The sequence below is a fragment of the Rhodopila sp. genome, assembly GCF_965277825.1.
In the GTDB taxonomy this organism is placed as follows: domain Bacteria; phylum Pseudomonadota; class Alphaproteobacteria; order Acetobacterales; family Acetobacteraceae; genus Rhodopila.
The window spans coordinates 4,445,897-4,463,774 of the sequence record NZ_OZ255846.1 but is presented as its reverse complement, the minus strand read 5'-3'; the positions used below and the strand labels follow the sequence as shown (position 1 = coordinate 4,463,774).

General features: G+C 66.8%; 14 protein-coding genes and 1 pseudogene. 13 read left to right on the top strand and 2 right to left on the bottom strand.

The features are described 5' to 3' along the window. The first annotated feature begins 10 nt into the window (after positions 1–10). The 6 genes from ACQY4T_RS21540 (at position 11) to ACQY4T_RS21515 (ending at position 7,075) form a co-directional block, all read left to right on the top strand. Entirely contained in the window at positions 11–1,075 is a 1,065-nt protein-coding gene (locus ACQY4T_RS21540) for an extracellular solute-binding protein (RefSeq protein WP_428534863.1), read from the top strand. 5 nt (positions 1,076–1,080) lie between these two features. After that, the gene (locus ACQY4T_RS21535; RefSeq protein ID WP_428534861.1) at positions 1,081–2,175 is read left to right on the top strand and encodes an ABC transporter ATP-binding protein; all 1,095 of its coding nucleotides are present in this window, start codon (positions 1,081–1,083) and stop codon (positions 2,173–2,175) included. 111 nt (positions 2,176–2,286) lie between these two features. Beyond that, on the top strand, positions 2,287–2,541 hold the full coding sequence (locus ACQY4T_RS21530) for an antitoxin (protein ID WP_428534859.1): 255 nt from the start codon (positions 2,287–2,289) through the stop codon (positions 2,539–2,541). Then, a complete protein-coding gene (locus tag ACQY4T_RS21525; RefSeq protein WP_428534857.1) occupies positions 2,538–2,939 on the top strand; it encodes a type II toxin-antitoxin system VapC family toxin in 402 nt (133 codons plus the stop codon). Before ACQY4T_RS21530 ends, ACQY4T_RS21525 begins: the two co-directional genes overlap by 4 nt. Positions 2,940–3,020: 81 nt before the next feature. Further along, a complete protein-coding gene (locus ACQY4T_RS21520; RefSeq protein ID WP_428534855.1) occupies positions 3,021–3,980 on the top strand; it encodes a hydroxymethylglutaryl-CoA lyase in 960 nt (319 codons plus the stop codon). Between the two features lie 290 nt (positions 3,981–4,270). Continuing rightward, a complete protein-coding gene (locus tag ACQY4T_RS21515; protein WP_428534853.1) occupies positions 4,271–7,075 on the top strand; it encodes a bifunctional diguanylate cyclase/phosphodiesterase in 2,805 nt (934 codons plus the stop codon). 148 nt (positions 7,076–7,223) lie between these two features. Here the strand turns inward: ACQY4T_RS21515 and ACQY4T_RS21510 are convergent, their stop codons facing one another. Then, the gene (locus ACQY4T_RS21510; protein ID WP_428534850.1) at positions 7,224–8,093 is read right to left on the bottom strand and encodes a ferritin-like domain-containing protein; all 870 of its coding nucleotides are present in this window, start codon (positions 8,091–8,093) and stop codon (positions 7,224–7,226) included. A 447-nt stretch (positions 8,094–8,540) separates the two neighbouring features. On the opposite strand from ACQY4T_RS21510, the gene ACQY4T_RS21505 reads away from it, so the two are divergent. From ACQY4T_RS21505 to ACQY4T_RS21475, 7 genes and pseudogenes are all read left to right on the top strand, one after another. Further along, complete coding sequence (locus tag ACQY4T_RS21505) at positions 8,541–10,238, top strand: GspE/PulE family protein (RefSeq protein WP_428534848.1); 1,698 nt, start codon at positions 8,541–8,543, stop codon at positions 10,236–10,238. Then, entirely contained in the window at positions 10,235–11,458 is a 1,224-nt protein-coding gene (locus ACQY4T_RS21500) for a type II secretion system F family protein (RefSeq protein ID WP_428534846.1), read from the top strand. The genes ACQY4T_RS21505 and ACQY4T_RS21500 overlap by 4 nt, the downstream gene beginning before the upstream one ends. Further along, positions 11,455–11,871: a type II secretion system protein gene (locus ACQY4T_RS21495; protein WP_428534844.1), complete on the top strand. Its 417-nt coding sequence runs from the start codon at positions 11,455–11,457 to the stop codon at positions 11,869–11,871. The genes ACQY4T_RS21500 and ACQY4T_RS21495 overlap by 4 nt, the downstream gene beginning before the upstream one ends. Further along, positions 11,868–12,449, top strand: coding sequence for a PulJ/GspJ family protein (locus ACQY4T_RS21490; RefSeq protein ID WP_428534842.1), 582 nt, complete (start codon positions 11,868–11,870; stop codon positions 12,447–12,449). Before ACQY4T_RS21495 ends, ACQY4T_RS21490 begins: the two co-directional genes overlap by 4 nt. Next, the gene (locus tag ACQY4T_RS21485) at positions 12,446–13,324 is read left to right on the top strand and encodes a general secretion pathway protein GspK (protein ID WP_428534840.1); all 879 of its coding nucleotides are present in this window, start codon (positions 12,446–12,448) and stop codon (positions 13,322–13,324) included. Before ACQY4T_RS21490 ends, ACQY4T_RS21485 begins: the two co-directional genes overlap by 4 nt. 313 nt (positions 13,325–13,637) lie before the next feature. Beyond that, positions 13,638–16,007: a type II secretion system secretin GspD gene (gene gspD / locus ACQY4T_RS21480; protein ID WP_428534838.1), complete on the top strand. Its 2,370-nt coding sequence runs from the start codon at positions 13,638–13,640 to the stop codon at positions 16,005–16,007. A gap of 99 nt (positions 16,008–16,106) precedes the next feature. Further along, a pseudogene (locus ACQY4T_RS21475) lies at positions 16,107–16,706 on the top strand (N-acetyltransferase family protein); the annotation flags it as partial. A 35-nt stretch (positions 16,707–16,741) separates the two neighbouring features. Here the strand turns inward: ACQY4T_RS21475 and ACQY4T_RS21470 are convergent. Beyond that, positions 16,742–17,752, bottom strand: coding sequence for a DMT family transporter (locus ACQY4T_RS21470; RefSeq protein WP_428534836.1), 1,011 nt, complete (start codon positions 17,750–17,752; stop codon positions 16,742–16,744). Between the last annotated feature and the right edge of the window lie 126 nt (positions 17,753–17,878).

Genomic DNA, 17,878 nt, shown 5'->3' with positions numbered 1-17,878 from the left:
GGAGATGGTGATGACGATCGGTCGCAGGGATCTAGCCAAAGGCGCCACCGTGGTGTTGGCGATGCCCACCATTCTGAGTTCGCGCGCCTGGGCCGAGGGAAAATCGATCCAGATCGGGATCTACAGTGCGCAGCAGGGCGAATATGTGCGCAAGCAGATCATTCCCCAATTCCAGACCGACTACAAATGCCGCGTGTTCACCACCGAGGGGGTGACGTTGACGCAGATCGCGGCGTTGCGCGCGACCCGGAACAATCCGAAATACAGCGCGATGTTCATGGACGACATCGGCATCGACCTGGCGAAGCGAGAGGGTCTGCTGGACCCGTTGCCGGTGGACAAGATCCCCAATCTGTCTCGGGTATACAAACGGTTTCTGTTCAATGAGGGCTATGGCGCGGCGTTCGCCATCTCCACCGGCGGGCTGTTCATCAATCCGCAGAACGGCATCAAGATCGTCAGCTACGGCGATCTGTGGGACAAGCGGTTCGAGAAGCGCTTCCTGATGGCTCCGCCGCAATACACCCAGAGTATCTACATGCTGGTGGCGACCGCCAGCATGGTGACCGGCAAGCCGCTGAAGGAGGCGCAGTATGTTGCCGACGAGGCGTGGCCCAAGCTGACGCAACTGAAGCCGAGCGTGCTGACGACGTTTGCCAATCCGTCGATGGTGATGATGGTGGCGCAGGGTCAGGCGGATGTCGGCGGCATCGATTACTCGAAGGACATCTATCCCTACACCGTGGCCGGGGCGCCGCTGGACATGGTGTTCCCGAAGGAGGGGACGTTTGCCGGCATCAACTGCCTGAGCTTCGTCAAGGGCGCGCCGGAACCGGACCTGGGGGCGGCGTTCATCAATCGGATGCTGGAGCCCTCGGTGCAGCAGGGGCTGGCCGAGGCGACGCTGACCGCGCCTTCGATCAGCGGGCTGAACCTGAAGCCGGAGGCGGCGAAATACATCGCCTATCCGGATAGCAAGATGGATGCGATGGGTTTGTTCGCCTGCGACTGGGGTTACGTCAATCCGCGGCGTCCGGCGTGGCTGGAGAAGTATAACCAGATCTTCGGAAGCTGAGCGGATTGCACACGCAACCCGCCTCCGTCCGGCTCACGGATCTGACCAAGTATTACGGCCGTTCGGTTGCGGTCGATCGGCTTTCGCTGGCCATCGAACCTGGCGAGCTTGTTGCGCTGCTGGGTCCGAGCGGCTGCGGCAAGACCACCAGCCTGCGGATGATCGCCGGGCTGGTGCAGCCGAACGGGGGGGAGATTTTCGTCGATGGTCGGGCGATCACCGGGATTCCGGTGCATCGGCGCAACATCGGCATGCTGTTCCAGAGCTACGCTTTGTTCCCGCATCTGACGGTGGCGGAGAACGTGGCATTCGGGCTGCAGATGCGCGGCATCAAGCGCCGCGCGGCGGGGGTTCGGGTGCAGGAGGCGTTGGATCTGGTGCAGCTGGGCGATCATCAGCACAAGCTGCCGTCGCAGCTTTCCGGCGGCCAGCAACAGCGTGTCGCGCTGGCGCGTGCGCTGGTGATCGAGCCGGCGATGTTGCTGCTGGATGAACCGCTGGGGGCGCTGGACAAGAGCTTGCGGGAGAGCATGCAGGTCGAGCTGCGGCTGCTGCAGCGGCGGCTGGGGATCACCACGGTGATGGTGACGCACGACCAGGACGAGGCGCTGACGCTGGCCGACCGCATCGTGGTGATGCGCGACGGGCGGCTGGAACAGGTGGGTTCGGGGGCTGAGGTGTATCAGTATCCGGCGACGCGGTTCGTCGCCGGATTCCTGGGGGTGTCTAATTTCTTTAAAGGAACGGTCGATGGCCGGTCGATGGGTTCGGTTCGGGTGGTGTGCCCGGATGGCCTGCACCTGACGGTGGCGGGGCAGGCGGTGGCGGACGGTTCGATCAGCGTGGCGCTGCGTCCCGAAGCGGTGCGGGTGAGTCCGGATTTGGGCCAGCCAGCGGCGGCGAACGCGGTAGTGGCGACGTTGGAGCAGGTCGTCTATCGCGGCTTCATGGTGCATTACTACCTGCGCCTGCCGGGGGGTGATCGGCTGATCGCGTTCCAGCAGGATGGCGGCGCGGGGGTGGCGTCTGGGTTGCAGGCGGGGCAGGCGGTGCTGGCAGAGTGGGACGAGGCGAGCAATCGGGTGGTGCGGGATGAGTAGCCGGCGGTAACCGCCGGCTGGTCCGGCCGTATCGGTGGGGCGTGGCCCAAATGCGAGCTTGAACCGCGGTCAGAGATGGGGTATGTTTCTGGCATATGCCAGAAAGCAGATATGATGGTCAAACGTAATCCGGAGTCGCGCCAAGTCCGACTATTCCGCAACAACCGCAACCAGGCCATACGCGTCCCGGTGGAATTCGAGCTACCCGGTAAGGAGGCCCTGATCAGCCGCGACGGCGATCGGCTGATTATCGAGCCCCTGCCAACCGGCAGCCTGCTCGAATTGCTTGCCAGTTGGCCGGAGATCGATGAGCACTTTCCGAATGTGGACGAGACACTGCTGCCACTTCGGGATGTGAAGCTTTGACCGGCTACATTTTGGATACTGACACCGTGTCGGCGATGGTGCGCAATCCGGCGGGGAAGATAACGAGCCACATTGCCAGGGTGGGCGAGGACAGCGTCTCGTTGAGCATTGTCACGGCAGCGGAACTTCGGTTCGGGGCGGCCAAGAGTGGTTCCTCCCGCCTTTTGGCGCGGGTGGAGGCGTTGCTGCGGCGTATGCCGATCCTGCCGCTCGATGTGCCGGTGGACGCCGAATACGGAAGCATTCGTGCGGCCCTGGAAGCGGCCGGCCGGCCGATCGGTCCGAACGACCTTCTGATCGGCGCGCATGCCCGTGCCCTGGGCGCCACGGTCGTTACCGGCAACATCGACGAATTTCGCCGCATCCCGGGCCTCAGCGTGGAGAACTGGATGGCCTAGGGAGCGAAGCCGGACCGTCAGCCTCTGGCAAAATCGGCGCACCGGATGCAGTCTGGAGCGGACAGAGTAAGGAACCGTGCCATGACCGATCTGCCCCGCCGCGTTGAAATCCACGAGGAAGGCCCCCGCGAGGGCTTCCAGATCGAACCCGGCCCGATCCCGACCGCGGACAAGATCCGGCTGATCGAGGCGTTGGCGGAAACCGGCCTGCGCCATATCCAGGCCTGCTCCTTCGTCAACACCCGCCTGGTGCCGGGGTGGGCCGACGCCGAGGCGGTGGTGGAAGGTTTCCGCGCCAAGCCCGGCGTGCACTACACCGGGCTGTTTTTCAACGGCAACGGGCTCGACCGGGCGCTGGCGTTCAGCGGCAAGCTGACGATCAATGGGTCGATCTCGCTGACCGCGTCGGCCGGGTTCACCCGCAAGAACCTGAACCGCAGCCCGTCGGAAAACCTCGACGCGATGAAGAAACACAGCGCCTTGCAGCAATCCAAGGGGGTCAAGGTGACGCGCATCGGGGTGATGGCGGCGTTCGGCTGCAACTACCAGGGTGACATCTCGCCGGCCGAGGTCGTCAGCACGTTGCGCGACGGCATGGCGATCGCCGAACAGACCGATGCCCCGATCAGCCTGTTCTCGCTGGCCGATACCATGGGCTGGGCGACGCCGGCGCGCATCGAGCGGGTGGTCAACGAGGTGCGCAGCCATTGGCCGGACATGACCGTCGCGTTGCATCTGCACGACACCCGCGGCCTAGCGGTGGCCAACGCCCATGCGGCGCTGAAACTGGGGGTGACCGAGTTCGACTCCACCGTCGGTGGGCTGGGCGGCTGTCCGTTCGCCGGCCAGCCCAAGGCCGCGGGCAATATCTGCACCGAGGAACTGGTGCTGCTGTGCGAGGAGATGGGGATCGAGACCGGTGTCGACCTCGATGCGCTGATCGAGGTCGGGCGGATGGCCGAACAGATCGTCGGGCACCAGTTGCCCAGCGAGCTGATCCATGCCGGTAGCCTGGACGCGTTTCGCCGCAAGGCCGCCTGATCCGGCATCGTTGGCCGACCCTCGGCTGAGGCGGCGTGACCGCGCCTCGGCGGCGGGTTCGTCCGAAGCGCTACCGGCTGCATTCGACATGGCGCGCCAACTGGCCGTGGGCCCCGGCTGGCCGGGCTTTAGAGGATGATCTCGGTCGACCCAGGTTGGAGGCCGCCTTGGGTTGCCCGACGGTCCGGTTTTTATGGCAAAATTAACCGAATGTTAGGAATCACGGGGCTACTGCGGAGGACCACGGCAGATCAATCGTTACCCTGACCACCAAGGCGCTGGTTTCCCGCATGCAGACAGCCGATCTGGGACTTGCCGGATTGCCGCGAAACGGCCGCCGAGCACCGCCGCCAGACGAGGCAACGGCCCGGTGGCATTCGTTCGCCGGGGCAAGCCGGTTTTTCGCCCGGTCGGGCCACGCGATCCGCTCGTTGCTGCCAAGTTCCAAGACGGAAACGCCGCTGCCGGAACTGATCGCGATCGGCTGTTTCCTGATCCTGCCGTGGATCGGCATCATCGCCGGGCTGCACCACGAATGCCGCGGCGCCGAGGCCGCGGCGGTGCGCGCCACCGGCAACCTGGCTCGGACGCTGGAGGAAAGCACGAGGCGCACGATCGGCCAGATCGACTACATCCTGCTGAGTGCACGGCAATTGAAGCTCGCCGAGGGTGAGCGTTTCGATTTCCAGCGCTGGGTCCGCACCCAGACCTTTGCCGAGGATCTGACGGCGCGGGTCGCGATGGCGGACCGCACCGGACTGGTGGTTGCCAGCACCGACACGCTGGCGTCGGGCAGCAGCATCGCTAAACGGAGGCGGTTCCGGGCACAGCTCGATCCGGCGCGTGACGATCTTTTCGTCGGGCGGCCGATGACCGGCCCTGACGGCGGGGCGGGAAGCATCCAGTTCAGCCGCAGGCTAGTCGGTCCGGACGGCGCCTTCGCCGGGGTGGTGGCGTTGTCCGTCGGCGGCGCCGAGCTGGCGCGGCATTCCGGATCGCTGGATCTGGGAAGCGGTTTCATTTCGATCCTATCATTGAACGGAACCACCTTGGCGGGCGGTCCGTGGGCGCCCGGGCTGAACGGCCCGCAAGCCGTCGCCACACAAGCCGAACGGCGCGAGGTGCTCGACCATCCAAGCGGATCGCTCGGGCTTCGCGATGGCGCCGGCCATGTCAGCCACATCGCCAGCTTTCGCCACCTGCGGGATTATCCGCTGATCGTGATGGTCGGCTTCGACACCGACGCCGTGTTCGACTGGTATCGGGGGCTGCGGGTCGATGCGCTGCTGGGCGGTGCGGCGGTCAGTTGCGCCGTCGGCCTGATCGGCTTCTTCTGGGTCAGGCAAAAGCGCCGCAGCGTGGCCTCACGCCGCGCTTTGTCGGTCACCTTGGACACGATCAGCCAGGGTGTGCTGATGGTCGATGTCCAGGGCAAGGTGGTGGTGATCAACCCGCGGGTTCTGGACCTGCTCGCCGGCCCCGATGAGTTGGCGAACGCGGCGATGAAGCAGGTCGCGTTCCAGGCGAGCGAGCTGATGACCGGGGTGATCAGCGCCGATACCGGCCGCGGATTGACCCTGGCCGCCGGGTCGGTACGCAGCGACAAGGTCGAGACCGCGCTGAAGAACGGCACGATCATCGAGATACGAACCCACGCGCTGCCGGATGGCGGATTCGTGCAGACCTACACCGACATCACCGAACAGCGCCTGGCGCACGCACAGGTAGAGCACCTGGCGCACCACGATGCGTTGACCGGGCTGGCGAACCGGATGGAACTGCGCCAGCGGATGGCGCGGATCATCGATGGCGGCGCCGGCGAGGCGGAGCTGACCGCGCTGATTATCGTCGATCTCGACGGTTTCAAGCCGATCAATGACACGCTGGGACACGATGTCGGCGACCAGCTTCTGATCGAGGTCGCCGGGCGTCTGAAGGCGCTGATGCGCGCAAGCGACGTGGTTGCTCGGCTGGGCGGCGACGAATTCGTCATTCTGCTGACCAAACTGCGTGAGCGCGGCGATGTCGAATCGTTTGCCGAGCGTCTGCTGCGGCGTTTGGCGGACCCGGTGCAGGTGGATGGCCAGCAGATCCGCATTGGGGCCAGTCTGGGGATCGCGTTCTATCCGCGTGACGGTCTGGACGTGGACACGTTGCTCAATCAGGCGGACATGGCGCTGTATAGCGCCAAGACCGGCGGGCGTGGCATGTACCGCTGCTTCGACGAACACTTGACCCAGGCGGTGACCGATCGCCGCCTGCTGGAACGCGACCTGCGGCGAGCGCTCGACGATGACGCACTGGAGGTCCACTTCCAGCCGAAGTTTGACAGCGCGTCGTTGCGGGTCGTCGGGTTCGAGGCGCTGGCTCGGTGGCGCCACCCGGTGCGCGGCTACGTGTCGCCTGACGTTTTCATTCGCATGGCCGAGAGTTGTGGCCTGATCGATCGTCTGGGCCGCTGGGTGCTGAGCCGCGCCTGCGCGGCGGTGGCGAACTGGGAGCCGCGGCTTCCGGTCGCGGTCAACGTATCGGTCATGCAGCTTCACAGCGATGGGCTGAAGGATGATATCGCCGCATCGCTGTTGCGGGCCGGGCTGGCGCCGGAGCTGCTGGAAATCGAGGTCACCGAAACCGTGCTGGCGGACGACGGACAGGCGGTGCTGGCGAACCTGAAGGCGATCAAGGCGATGGGCATCCGGATTGCGCTGGACGATTTCGGCACTGGTTATTCCAGCCTGAGTTACCTGCGGCGCTTCAGTTTCGACAAGATCAAGATCGACCGGGCGTTCGTTCAGGGTCAGGCGGATGACCCGGGCGTTCGGGTCATTCTGGAGGCGATCTTGGACATGTGCCGCAACCTTGGCCTGGCTACTGTGGGCGAGGGGGTGGAGACGGCAGAGCAACTGGCAGCGCTGCGTGACCGCGGCTGCGGCGAAATCCAGGGTTATCTCTTGGGACGGCCGATGCCGGGCGCGCAGGTGCAGGATTTCATTCGCGACAACCTGAAATCCGTCGGCGGCAATGCTGACGACCCTCAAACCGCCTCGGCCGAGCGGGTCGCGTTGCGGTTTCCAGCACGTCAGGACGCTGCCTGACGACACCGGAAACGGCTGAGGATAGTTTCATTTGTCAGGCAGGTCAGGCTTCGATGCTGGTCAGTCGGTCGTGTCGCCGATCCGGAGTTCGTCATGGCCGACGAACTCCGGATTTGACATCAGGCAGACGAGGTGAACGCCGTGGCGATCAGGCGATCGCTCCGTTCAGGCCTTGCGGGAAGAAGCCAAAATTGCCGCTGGCACCGCCGAGATAGACGATGTTCAACACCTGGGTAGTGGTGCGGCTGAAGGCCAGCGCGTTGACATCGGTCGGGGTGATGTTGGCCTGGCCGTTCCAGACCACGCCCTGATCGTCGGCCGCGCCGGAAGCGGCGGCGCGCAGTGCCGATATCTTGGCGGTTGCGTCGCCCTGGCCGAGCTGGAACAGCAAGGTGCGGATGCTGCCGGCGTGATAGGCTTCGACGGCCAGAATGCCGGCGGCCGCGGCGAGATAGTCCTTCGACTGGATCAGCGGCGCGGCGCCATGGTAGGCGGTCACACCGACGTCTTCGAAGATGTAGGCACCCAGCAGGAAGCTGAGTTCGTCGGCGAACGGGTTGAAGGTTCCGCCGGCAGGAACCAGGCCGGCGGCGACCGCCGCGGTGTTGAAGCTGTTGAAGAGGTCGATCTCGGGGCGGGCGACAGCGGCGCTGCCAAGCGCCGCGCGCAGGAACTGCACGTGTGCCTGCTCATCGTTGGCGATTTTGACCGCGTACTGCTGGATGGCCGGGGTCTTGAACGGCACCGCGGCGCCGCCGATCACCCCGCCGGTAGCGCCGACGCCGTTGATGTCGGTGGCGGCCAGGCCAGTACCATTGACCGCGAACAGGTAGTACTCCGCCTCGAGATACTCAAGATTGAGGGCAAAGTTCAGGATATCGGCGTCGCTCGGGGCACCGGCGGCTTGTGCGCGGGTCGGCTTGAACAGGCCAAATCCGGCCGCGGCGGCGAAGGCGGTTCCCAGTCCTGCGTTGCGGAGCAGTTTGCGTCGATCGGATGTAAGCAGTTTTGTGCTCATCTCGTCGAATTCTGACATCGGTCAATAACTCCCAATCTCTTATTGGCGTGGTTGTGTTCCGCGCGGCATTTGCAGTCATCGGCCTCGGGTCACGGTAGGATTACGGGCTGAATGCGGAGGTGGATTACCACTATGAAGAATAAATATTGTCACGAAGCTGTCGTATATGTGCTGACTATGCCAAAACACAGTGAACGAGCAGAACTATTTCCAATATTTCTTTCCGGTGCCGAGGGTTAGCCTGTTGAGCGGCTGACGTCGCAAGCCCGGAACCCGACGGACACGACGCGATCGGGGGCGCCCATGCCGGTGATCGCGTCATGCGATTGATCCGGCTGCGCCGAACCCGCGTAACGTGGCATCGCCGAGCTGTCATTTGCCGGCGATTTGCCGGGCGGCCTATGCAAGCTGGCACGTCACCGAGACGCTCTTGATGGGATCGCCAGCATGGGGACCACAGTCATCGATCAGGAGCTTGACGCTGTTGGCGAGATCCTGCTGCGGCAAGGCCACTGCGCGCCGCGAACCCTGGAACGTGCGCGCCGCGTCGCCGCTGAATCCGACCAGCGCCTGGATGCGGTGCTGATCCAGCTTGGCCTGGTGTCGGAGCGGGGATTGGCCGAGGCCTATGCCAGCCTGCTGTCGATCCCGATCACCGCGGCCGACCGTTATCCACGCATCGAACCGGTGCTGCCGGACCGCCTGAGCGCTGGGTTTCTGCGCCACGCCCGCGCGATGCCGATCTCCGCCAACGACCAGACCCTGGTGCTGGCCGCCGCCGATCCGCTGGACCGCTTCACCCAGTCCGCGGTCGCCGTCGCCACCGGCCTGCCGGTGCGGCTTGAGGTCGCGGTGCCGATCGAGCTCGAGACCGCGCTCAATCGGCTGTATCCCGAGGAAACCCAGGCCGACCCGAACGCCGACGCCGACGCGCCGCTGGAGGAAGATGCGGAACGGCTGAAGGACCTGGCGAGCGAGGCGCCGGTGATCCGCCTGGTCAATCTGCTGATCACCCGGGCGGTGGAGACCCAGGCGTCCGATATTCATATCGAGCCGTTCGAGGACCGCTTGCGGGTGCGCTACCGCTATGACGGCGTGCTGCATGAAGCGGAGCCGCCGCCGCGGCACCTGGCCGCGGCGATCACCTCGCGCATCAAGATCATGGCGCGGCTGGATATCGCCGAACGGCGGATGCCGCAGGACGGGCGCATCAAGATGGCGGTGCGCGGTCAGGACGTCGATTTCCGGGTGTCAACGATCCCGTCGCTGCACGGCGAAACCGTGGTGCTGCGCATTCTCGACCGCACCGCCGTGGTGTTCGACTACGCCCGGCTCGGGCTGGCACCGCGCGTCATCCGCAAGCTGGAGACCTCGCTGGAACTGCCGAACGGGATCGTGCTGGTGACCGGGCCGACCGGCAGCGGCAAGACCACCACGCTGTATACCGGGCTGCTGGCGCTGAATGCGGTGACGCGCAAGATCGTCACCGTGGAAGACCCGATCGAGTATCAGCTTCAGGGCATCAACCAGATCCAGGTGCGCGCGCAGATCGACCTGACGTTTGCCAGCTTGCTGCGCTCGATCCTGCGGCAGGATCCGGATGTCATCATGGTCGGCGAAATCCGCGACGGCGAGACCGCGCAGATCGCGGTGCAGGCGGCGCTGACGGGGCACCTGGTGCTGTCGACGCTGCATACCAACTCGGCCGCCGCGGCGGTGACCCGGCTGCGCGACATGGGGGTGGAGGACTACCTGCTGACCGCGGTGCTGCGCGGCATCATGGCGCAGCGCCTGGTGCGGCGTCTGTGCCCCGATTGCCGGCGGGCGGAACCGGCGCCGGCCGCGCTGATCGAGCGGTTCGGGCTGGACCGGCGCACCACCGACCGCCCGATCATGCTGTCGCACGCCGTCGGTTGCGCCGCCTGCCGGCAGACCGGCTATCGCGGCCGCACCGCGATCGCAGAGTTCCTCGACCTCGGCCCCGAGATCGAGCGGCTGATCTTCGCCCGCGCCGACCATGCCACGATCGAACGCGCGGCGGTTGCTGCCGGCATGGAGCTGATGTTCGACGCCGGGCTGGCCGCCGCGCTGGCCGGCGACACTACGATCGAGGAACTGACGCGCAGCATCCGGGCGGACGCATGACCTCGTTCCGCTATACCGCGATCGGTGCCGGCGGCGAACGCCTTGTTGGGGTGATGGACGCAGCGACCGAGGCCGAGGTGATCGGTCGGCTGCAGCGCCAGGGCAGCATGCCGGTGCGCACCGAACCGGCCGACCGGGCGGCTCGGTGGTCGGGGTTGCTGCAACTCGATCTTGGCGGCCGGCGCGGATTGCGCAAGCAGGATGTCGCCGACCTGGTGCGCGAGCTGGCGACGATGCTGACGGCCGGACAGGACCTGGACCGCGCGTTGCGCTACATGCAGGAGACCGCCTCGGCGCGGGTCAGGCCGACGATCACCGGGTTGCGCGATGCGGTGCGCGACGGCAGCCCGTTGTCGGTGGCGATGTCGCGCTATCCGACGACGTTTCCGCCGATGCATGTCGGGCTGGTGCGGGCCGGCGAGGCCGGCGGCAACCTGGGTCCGACGCTGGGCCGGATCGCCGATCTGCTTGACCGGCAGCGCAGCTTGGCGGCGACGGTGACCTCGGCGATGATCTATCCCGCGGTGCTGCTGGTGGCGATGATCGGCGCGGTGACCTTGCTGCTGACCGAGGTGCTGCCGCAGTTTGTGCCGATGTTCGAGCAGAGCGGGGTGGCGCTGCCGGCCTCGACGCAATTCCTGATTTCCGCCGGCGCTTTCGTGCAGCACGACGGGCTGTGGCTGCTGGCGGCGATCGTGCTGGGGGTGTTCGTGGCGCGTTCGGCGCTGCGGCAGAACCGGGTCCGCCTGATTACCGATCGCGCGCTGCTGCGGTTGCCGGTGGTTGGCGGCCTGATCCGTGAAGTGGCGGCGGCGCGGTTCACCCGGGTGCTGGGGACGCTGCTGCACAACGGTGTGGCGCTGATCCCGGCGCTGGCGATCGTGCGCGACGCGATGGGCAACCGGGCGGCACGGTCGGCGGTCGAGCAGGCCAGCGTGACGGCGCGCGGCGGCGGATCGTTGAGCCGAGCGCTGGACGCCGCCCAAGTGTTTCCGGCGCGCAGCATCCATCTGCTGCGCCTGGGTGAGGAGACCGCCCAGCTTGGGCCGATGGCGCTGCGCGCGGCCGACATCCATGAGGAAAAGACCCGGCTGGCGACGCAGCGGCTGACCGCGCTGCTGGTGCCGGCGATGACCATCCTGATGGGTGTCGCGGTCGGCGGCATCGTCGCCTCGCTGATGACCGCGATGCTCAGCCTGAACAATCTGGCGTCGGGATGACGCGGCCGGCCGTACCGGGCGGCTTCACCCTGCTGGAGGTGATCATCGCGCTGATCGTGGCGGGGATCGCGGCGGCGGTGCTGTTCGAGGCGGTCGGCACCGGGCTGCACGCGACGCAGACCGCGTCGATGTACGATCAGGCCATTGTGCGGGCGAAATCGCGGCTGACCGTGGCTACGCATGGCACCGCGCTGGCGGCCGGGGACTGGCGCGGCAGCGACGGCGGCGGCTTCCGCTATCGGCTGCGGGTGGCTCCGGCCGGCAGCGCGGCGCTGCGCCCGGCCGGGCTGGTCGGGCCGCGCGCGTCGGTGTCGTTTCCGGTGGTACTGTATGCGGTCAGCGTGTGGATCGGCTGGAACGACGGCGGCACCGAACGCAGCGTGCGGCTGGATACCGAACAGGTCGGCGGATGACGCGGCGTGAGGCGGGCTTCACCCTGCTGGAGATCATCGTCGCGCTGGCGGTGTTCGGCTTCCTGCTGGTCGGCCTCAGCCAGACCGTGCGGTTCGGTCTGACCGCCTGGCGCCAGGATGCGCGGATGTCGGACGGCAAGACCGACCTGGAGGCGGTGGACCGGGTGATGCGTACGGTGGTCGAAAACCTGGTCCCCGGCGAGGACCCGGCACGGCCGTCGATCGACGGGTCGGCCAATAGCCTGACCGGGGTGACCCGGATGCGCCTGCCCGGTTCGGGATTGCGGCCGGAGCGGGTGCAGGCCGGGCTGGCGGTGTCCGGCACAAGGCTGGTGCTGCGCTGGCGGCTGGACCCGCATTCGGTTGCGTTCGGGCCGCCGCCCAAGCCGGCGGAGACCGATCTGGTCGACGGCGTCGCTCGGCTGGCGATCGAATACTGGCGTCGGCCCGGGATGTGGGTGTCGCAGTGGCATGAACCGGATCCGCCCTTGCTGGTGCGGCTGCGCGTGGTGTTCGCCGGTGCCAAGCCGCCGCGCTGGCCCGATATCGTCGTCGCGCCGATGCTGTCGCGGCCATGAACCGGGGTCAGCGTGGCTTCGCCTTGCTGATCGTGCTGTGGACCATGGGCCTGCTGGCGTTGCTGGGCACTCAGATCGTCGCCGCCGGGCGGTCGGACACACAGTTGGCGGACAACCTGAAGCAGGCGGCGGTGCTGGCGGCGGCGGCCGACGGCGCGGTCGCCGACGTGATGTTCCACATGCAGGCGGCAGCCGACCCGCGGCTGCGCGCCGATGGCGTGGTGCACCAGGTGCGGATCGGTCAAACCGCGGTTCTGGTCCGGATCGAAAACGAGACCGACCGGGTCAACCTGAACACCGCCTCGGGCGATCTGTTGAAATCGTTGATCATCCAGGTTGGCGGTCCGCCCGCCTTGGCCGACCGGCTTGCCGCCGCCATCCTGGATTGGCACACCGAGAACGCCAGTCCGCGGCAGGGCGGCGCCAAGGCGGCGGACTATCGGGCGGGGGGGCGGAACTACGGGCCGCCGGGGACGCCATTCCAGAGCGTCCACGAGTTGACCGAGGTGCTGGGCATGACGGCGGATCTGTATGCCAGGCTGGCGCCGCATCTGACTGTGCTGTCCGACGACGACCCCGATATGTCGTCCCGCGACCCGATCGTGGCCAGGGCATTGAGCGATGCCTCCGGCGTGGCCGATGACGCGGCCACGTCGCAGGCCACGGCGGCGCGGACGGCGGACGAAATGCTGCGCATCCACGCCACCGCGTTGGGGCCGCAATCGTCGCGCTATTCGATCGTGGTCGTCGCCTCCGCCAACTTTCGCAATGCCTCGCCGCGGGTGAATATCCTGCTGCGCCAGCGCGTCGATGCGGTCAGCGCTCAGGCGGTGGCCTCGGCAGCCGGCGCGGGGTCCGCCGTCGCGGCTGAGTAATGATCCCGAATCGGGCCGCGGGACGCGATCGCGGGCGCGCGGGTTGCCGGCAGGCGGCGGTGGGACGTGCATTGTCGCCACAGTGTGGCATCCGGTCGGCCATTGATTGGTGCCGGATGATCGCCGATTCGTTTCGACAGTTGCCGCGAAATCGCGGCTTCTTGCCGGCGTGAGCGGGTGGCGGACGTTCTTTATTATAAATTATTAACGTTAATCACGTTGTTGTACTGATCGATCACAAGGGATTGCGTCGCATCGCGCCGGCGGTCCGGTCCATCAGTGCGCCAGCATAAGGGCGGGGCAGACCGGAAGAATGCGACAGGACGTCGTTCGCAAGCAGCGTTCGTGCCGAACGCTTGCGGTGTTGTGTGGTCTCATCGCGCTGAATGGATGCAATCGCCCGTCTCCGCCCGCCATACCGGCGCTTACCGAGTTGCCCGGCGGGGCTGCCGCGGCGCCGCCGCGGGTCAATGGCGCGGTCGGATCGCCCGGGGCGTTGGCACCACCGGAAATCGCGTATGGCCAGCAGAACACCCCGCCCACCCAGACGCCGGCGACGGCGGCGGCGGCGGGATCGGGCGATGTCAGCCTGGATTTTGCCGATACCGACATCCGCGAGGTCGCGGCGCAGATCCTGGGCGGCATCCTGAAGGTGAACTACACGATCGACCCGGCGGTGCATGGCACCGCAACGCTGCACACGGTGCAGCCGCTGACCCGGGCCCAGGTCGTGCCGGCGCTGGAGTCCTTGCTGGCGCAGAACGGCGCGGCGCTGACCACCAGCGGCGGATTGTATCGCGTGTTGCCGATCGCGCAGGCGGTGGCGGTCGCGGCCAGCGGTCCGGGAACCGCCGGAGCCGAGGTGGTGCCGCTGCGCTATGCCACCGCCGAGGACCTCGCCAAGGTGTTGCAGCCCTATGTCGGCCAGGGCGGCAAGATCGCCGCCGACCCGGCGCGCAACGCCCTGCTGATCTCCGGCGAACCGGCCGCGCGGGAAGGCCTGATCGGCCTGGTGCAGGCGTTCGACGTCGATGTGCTGGCGCGCCAGTCCTATGCCGTGCTGCCGGTCAGCAATGGCGACGTGAAGGATTTCGCGCAGGCGCTGCAGGACGCGTTCAGGGGCCAGAGCGGCGGGGCTGGCGGCGGGACCCTCGCCGGGCTGGTGCGGGTGATTCCGCTGTCGCGGATCAACGCCGTGCTGCTGGTGTCACCGCAGCCGCGCTATATCGACGAAGCTCGGCGGGTGTATGCGCTGATCGATCGGGCGCGGCAGAAGACGATCCGCAGTTGGCATGTCTACTATCTGCAGAACAGCCACTCCGAGGACGTGGCTTATGTGCTGCAGCAGGCGTTCACCCCGAACAACGTGACCGCGCAGCCGACCGCCGCGCGGTCACAGTCGCAGCAATCCCAGGGCGGCGGCTCCGGCGGTCTGTCCGGCAGCAACGGCGGTGGCGGCGGCGGCGGGCTTGGCGGCGGCGGCCTGGGCGCCGGATCGGCCGGGTCGCTGGGTCGCGGCAACCTGTCGAGCGGCATCAGCTCCTCGGGCGGTGGCGGGCCGGGCCTGGGGCAGCAGGGGACGTCGCCGAACCAAGGCGGCGCGCCGGCGGCGGGGGCATCGCAGGCGCCGCCGGCCGCCGGTGCCAATCCGCTGCTGGGCGGGCTGGAGCCAGGCGGTGGCGGCGACCAGGGCACCGACACGTTGCGGGTGATACCGGATGATCAGAACAACTCGGTCATGGTGTATGGGACCGCGCAGGAACTGAGCACGATGGAGGCGATGCTGCGCAAGATCGACATCCTTCCGTTGCAAGTCAGGATCGATGCCGTGATCGCCGAGGTGACGCTGAACGACGCGTTGCAATACGGCACGCAGTTCTTTTTCAAATCCGGCGGCATCAACGGCATTCTGAACACCCAGCCGCAGACCGCGAATGTTGCCAGCCCGTCGGCGGCCGCGCTGAACCTGACCTTTCCCGGGTTTTTCCTCGGCGGCAGCGGGGCCGGTGGCGTGCCGTTCGCGCTCGAGGCGTTGCAGCAGGTCACCAAGGTGCATGTGCTTTCCTCGCCGGAACTCATGGTGCTGGACAATCAACCGGCGCGGCTTCAGGTCGGCGCCGTGGTGCCCTATCTGGCCCAGTCGTCACAGAGCACCATCACCAGCAACGCGCCGATCGTCAGCTCGATCAACTACCAGCAGACCGGCGTGATTCTTGAGGTGACGCCGCGGGTCAACAGTGGCGGTCTGGTGACGTTGGATGTGATGCAGGATGTCAGTAGCGTAGCGACCACGATCACCACGCCGGGGGTCGACTCGCCGACCTTCAACGAGCGCAACGTCAGTTCCCGGGTGGTGGTGCAGGACGGGCAGACCATCGGCCTGGCGGGACTGATCACCGATACCGCGTCGGTGGGCAACCAGGGGATACCGTGGCTGAAGGACATCCCGCTGCTGGGGCTGCTGGCCGGCAACCAGAACAACACCCGCCAGCGAACCGAGCTGCTGATCCTGATCACCCCGCACGTGGTGCATGACCAACGCGATGCACGGGCGCTGACCGAGGACCTGCGGGACCATTTGATCAATGCCGCGGCGGTGCCGGGCTTCCTGAACAACCTGGGGCCATCCGGTCAGTCCGACCCTTCGCTGCGGTTGCGGCGCCAGTTGCAACTGCAGCAGTAACGGACGCGGTCATGGGTTCGGCGCCGCTCGATCGCCTCCCGTCCGATCGCCCGGTTCGGTCGGCCGCGATAACAGTGGCTTTACCGTTAACTTGTTGTTATGTTTCGGCAGCCAGACTGTCGTCAGCAGCCACGATCTGGCCGTGACATCGAAGGTCCGCAGCATGAGTCGCCACTGTTTCACTATCCTGACGAAGCCCGCGATCGGGCGGCTGGTGGGACTGCCGCCGCACCGCGGGTCGGGCGCATGATGGGCTCGCTGCCGGGGGCAACCGTTGCCGATCTGGCTGCCGACCTGCCCGAGGTAACAGTGCGGGCGCCCACCGGGTCCGACATTCGCGCCCTGGCGGATCTGTTCGCCGAGATGCAACGCCATTACCGCCGCCCGGTGTCGGATCAGCAGGCGATCGAGGCGGCGACGCTGGCCTGCCAACCGGTTCGCGCCACGTTCGACCCCAGGGTGCTGCTGGCCGAGGTGGCTGGGGCGATCGCCGGGTCCATCGTCTTGAACGTGACGTTCCCGGCCTTCGAGCTGAGTCGCGCGCTGTACATCCGAGACCTTTACGTCGCGCAAGCGATGCGCCGATTTGGAGTCGGGCAGGCGCTGGTGAAGGCGGCGGCGCGACTGACCTATTCGCAGACATTCTCCGCCCTGGACTGGACCACGGAAACCGGCAACGCGGCGGCTCGGCGGATGTATGAAACCTGCGGCGCCCGGGTGCTGCCGCGGACCTACTACCGGCTGGCGCGAGAAGATCTGGACGGCAAGATCGAATGGCTGCAGGCCGGCATCACCGTGCCGGATGGTGAGTCCTTGACCGCAAGCACGATGCCTGCCGCCACCAGCGCGAGTGACGCGGTCTGACCCAGGGTCAGCGGATCGCCGAGCATCAGCGATGACGCGGTGACCCCGATGACCGGCGTAAGCAGGGTGCCGATCGCCGCCTGCGAAGCCCGCAGCCGGCTGACCGCGGCGAACCACAGCAGGTAGCACAGCCCCATCGAGATCAACGCGGTGTAGGCCAGCGACAGCCATGCGATCAGCGGCAGGGAATGGAAATGCGGATGTTCAAACCACAGGCCGGCGCCAAGCAGCGGGAGTGAACCCAGAAACACCTGCCAGGCGGTCAGCGCCAGCCGCGGCAGCGGGATCGGCATCCGCTTGGCCGACACCGTGCCGAGCGCGAACAGCATTGCTCCGGACAGTGCCAGCGCGACGCCGGGCAAGCGGGTGGCGTCGAGGTAAAGGCCGCTGCCGCCGACCTGGATGGCGATCCCGCCGATGCCCAGCACGATGGCCGCGATCTGGCGCAACCCTGGCCGATCGCTGAGGATCGGCCAGGCCAGCAGCGCAGCCCAGACCGGCATCGTGTAGGCCAGTGTCGCGGCCTGGCCGGCGGCCAGCCACAGCAGCGACGCGCTGGTCAGGCCCATCCAGGCGCTGACGTTCAGCACCGAGGCGAGCGAAAGCCGCGCCCACAGCTTGCCCGGCACAGCGAGCCTCTCGCCGCGCAGCGCGGCAAGTCCGAACAGTACGCAAGCCGCCGCCAGGCCGGAAATGCCACGCGCGGACAGCGGCGGGCAGGTTTTCACCAGGAATTTGGTCGCCGGCCAATTGAGACCCCAGCCCAGCGCGGTCATCACCACGAAGATCAAGCCGATGCGCCGACTTCGGGGCCCGTTCGGCGCCGATCGGTCGGCTGACGATCCGCTGCTGGCTGAGGGTTCGATCCGGACCACCGACATGACGGCTCCTTGATACCGATGCGTAATGCTACCAGCCTGTTGCGAGAAGTCGCAACCCATGGTTGTCGTTCTGATGTGAATCGCCGTTGGCGCCGCGTGTGGAAAGCATTGGCAGTTGGGATCACG

Bases quoted from the DNA above. Each gene is read 5' to 3' on its own strand.
- ACQY4T_RS21540 (WP_428534863.1), top strand. From the start codon at position 11: ATGACGATCGGTCGCAGGGATCTAGCCAAAGGCGCCACCGTGGTGTTG.
- ACQY4T_RS21530 (WP_428534859.1), top strand. From the start codon at position 2,287: ATGATGGTCAAACGTAATCCGGAGTCGCGCCAAGTCCGACTATTCCGC.
- ACQY4T_RS21520 (WP_428534855.1), top strand. From the start codon at position 3,021: ATGACCGATCTGCCCCGCCGCGTTGAAATCCACGAGGAAGGCCCCCGC.
- ACQY4T_RS21515 (WP_428534853.1), top strand. From the start codon at position 4,271: ATGCAGACAGCCGATCTGGGACTTGCCGGATTGCCGCGAAACGGCCGC.
- ACQY4T_RS21510 (WP_428534850.1), bottom strand. From the start codon at position 8,093: ATGAGCACAAAACTGCTTACATCCGATCGACGCAAACTGCTCCGCAAC.
- ACQY4T_RS21505 (WP_428534848.1), top strand. From the start codon at position 8,541: ATGGGGACCACAGTCATCGATCAGGAGCTTGACGCTGTTGGCGAGATC.
- ACQY4T_RS21500 (WP_428534846.1), top strand. From the start codon at position 10,235: ATGACCTCGTTCCGCTATACCGCGATCGGTGCCGGCGGCGAACGCCTT.
- ACQY4T_RS21495 (WP_428534844.1), top strand. From the start codon at position 11,455: ATGACGCGGCCGGCCGTACCGGGCGGCTTCACCCTGCTGGAGGTGATC.
- ACQY4T_RS21490 (WP_428534842.1), top strand. From the start codon at position 11,868: ATGACGCGGCGTGAGGCGGGCTTCACCCTGCTGGAGATCATCGTCGCG.
- ACQY4T_RS21485 (WP_428534840.1), top strand. From the start codon at position 12,446: ATGAACCGGGGTCAGCGTGGCTTCGCCTTGCTGATCGTGCTGTGGACC.
- gspD (WP_428534838.1), top strand. From the start codon at position 13,638: ATGCGACAGGACGTCGTTCGCAAGCAGCGTTCGTGCCGAACGCTTGCG.
- ACQY4T_RS21470 (WP_428534836.1), bottom strand. From the start codon at position 17,752: ATGTCGGTGGTCCGGATCGAACCCTCAGCCAGCAGCGGATCGTCAGCC.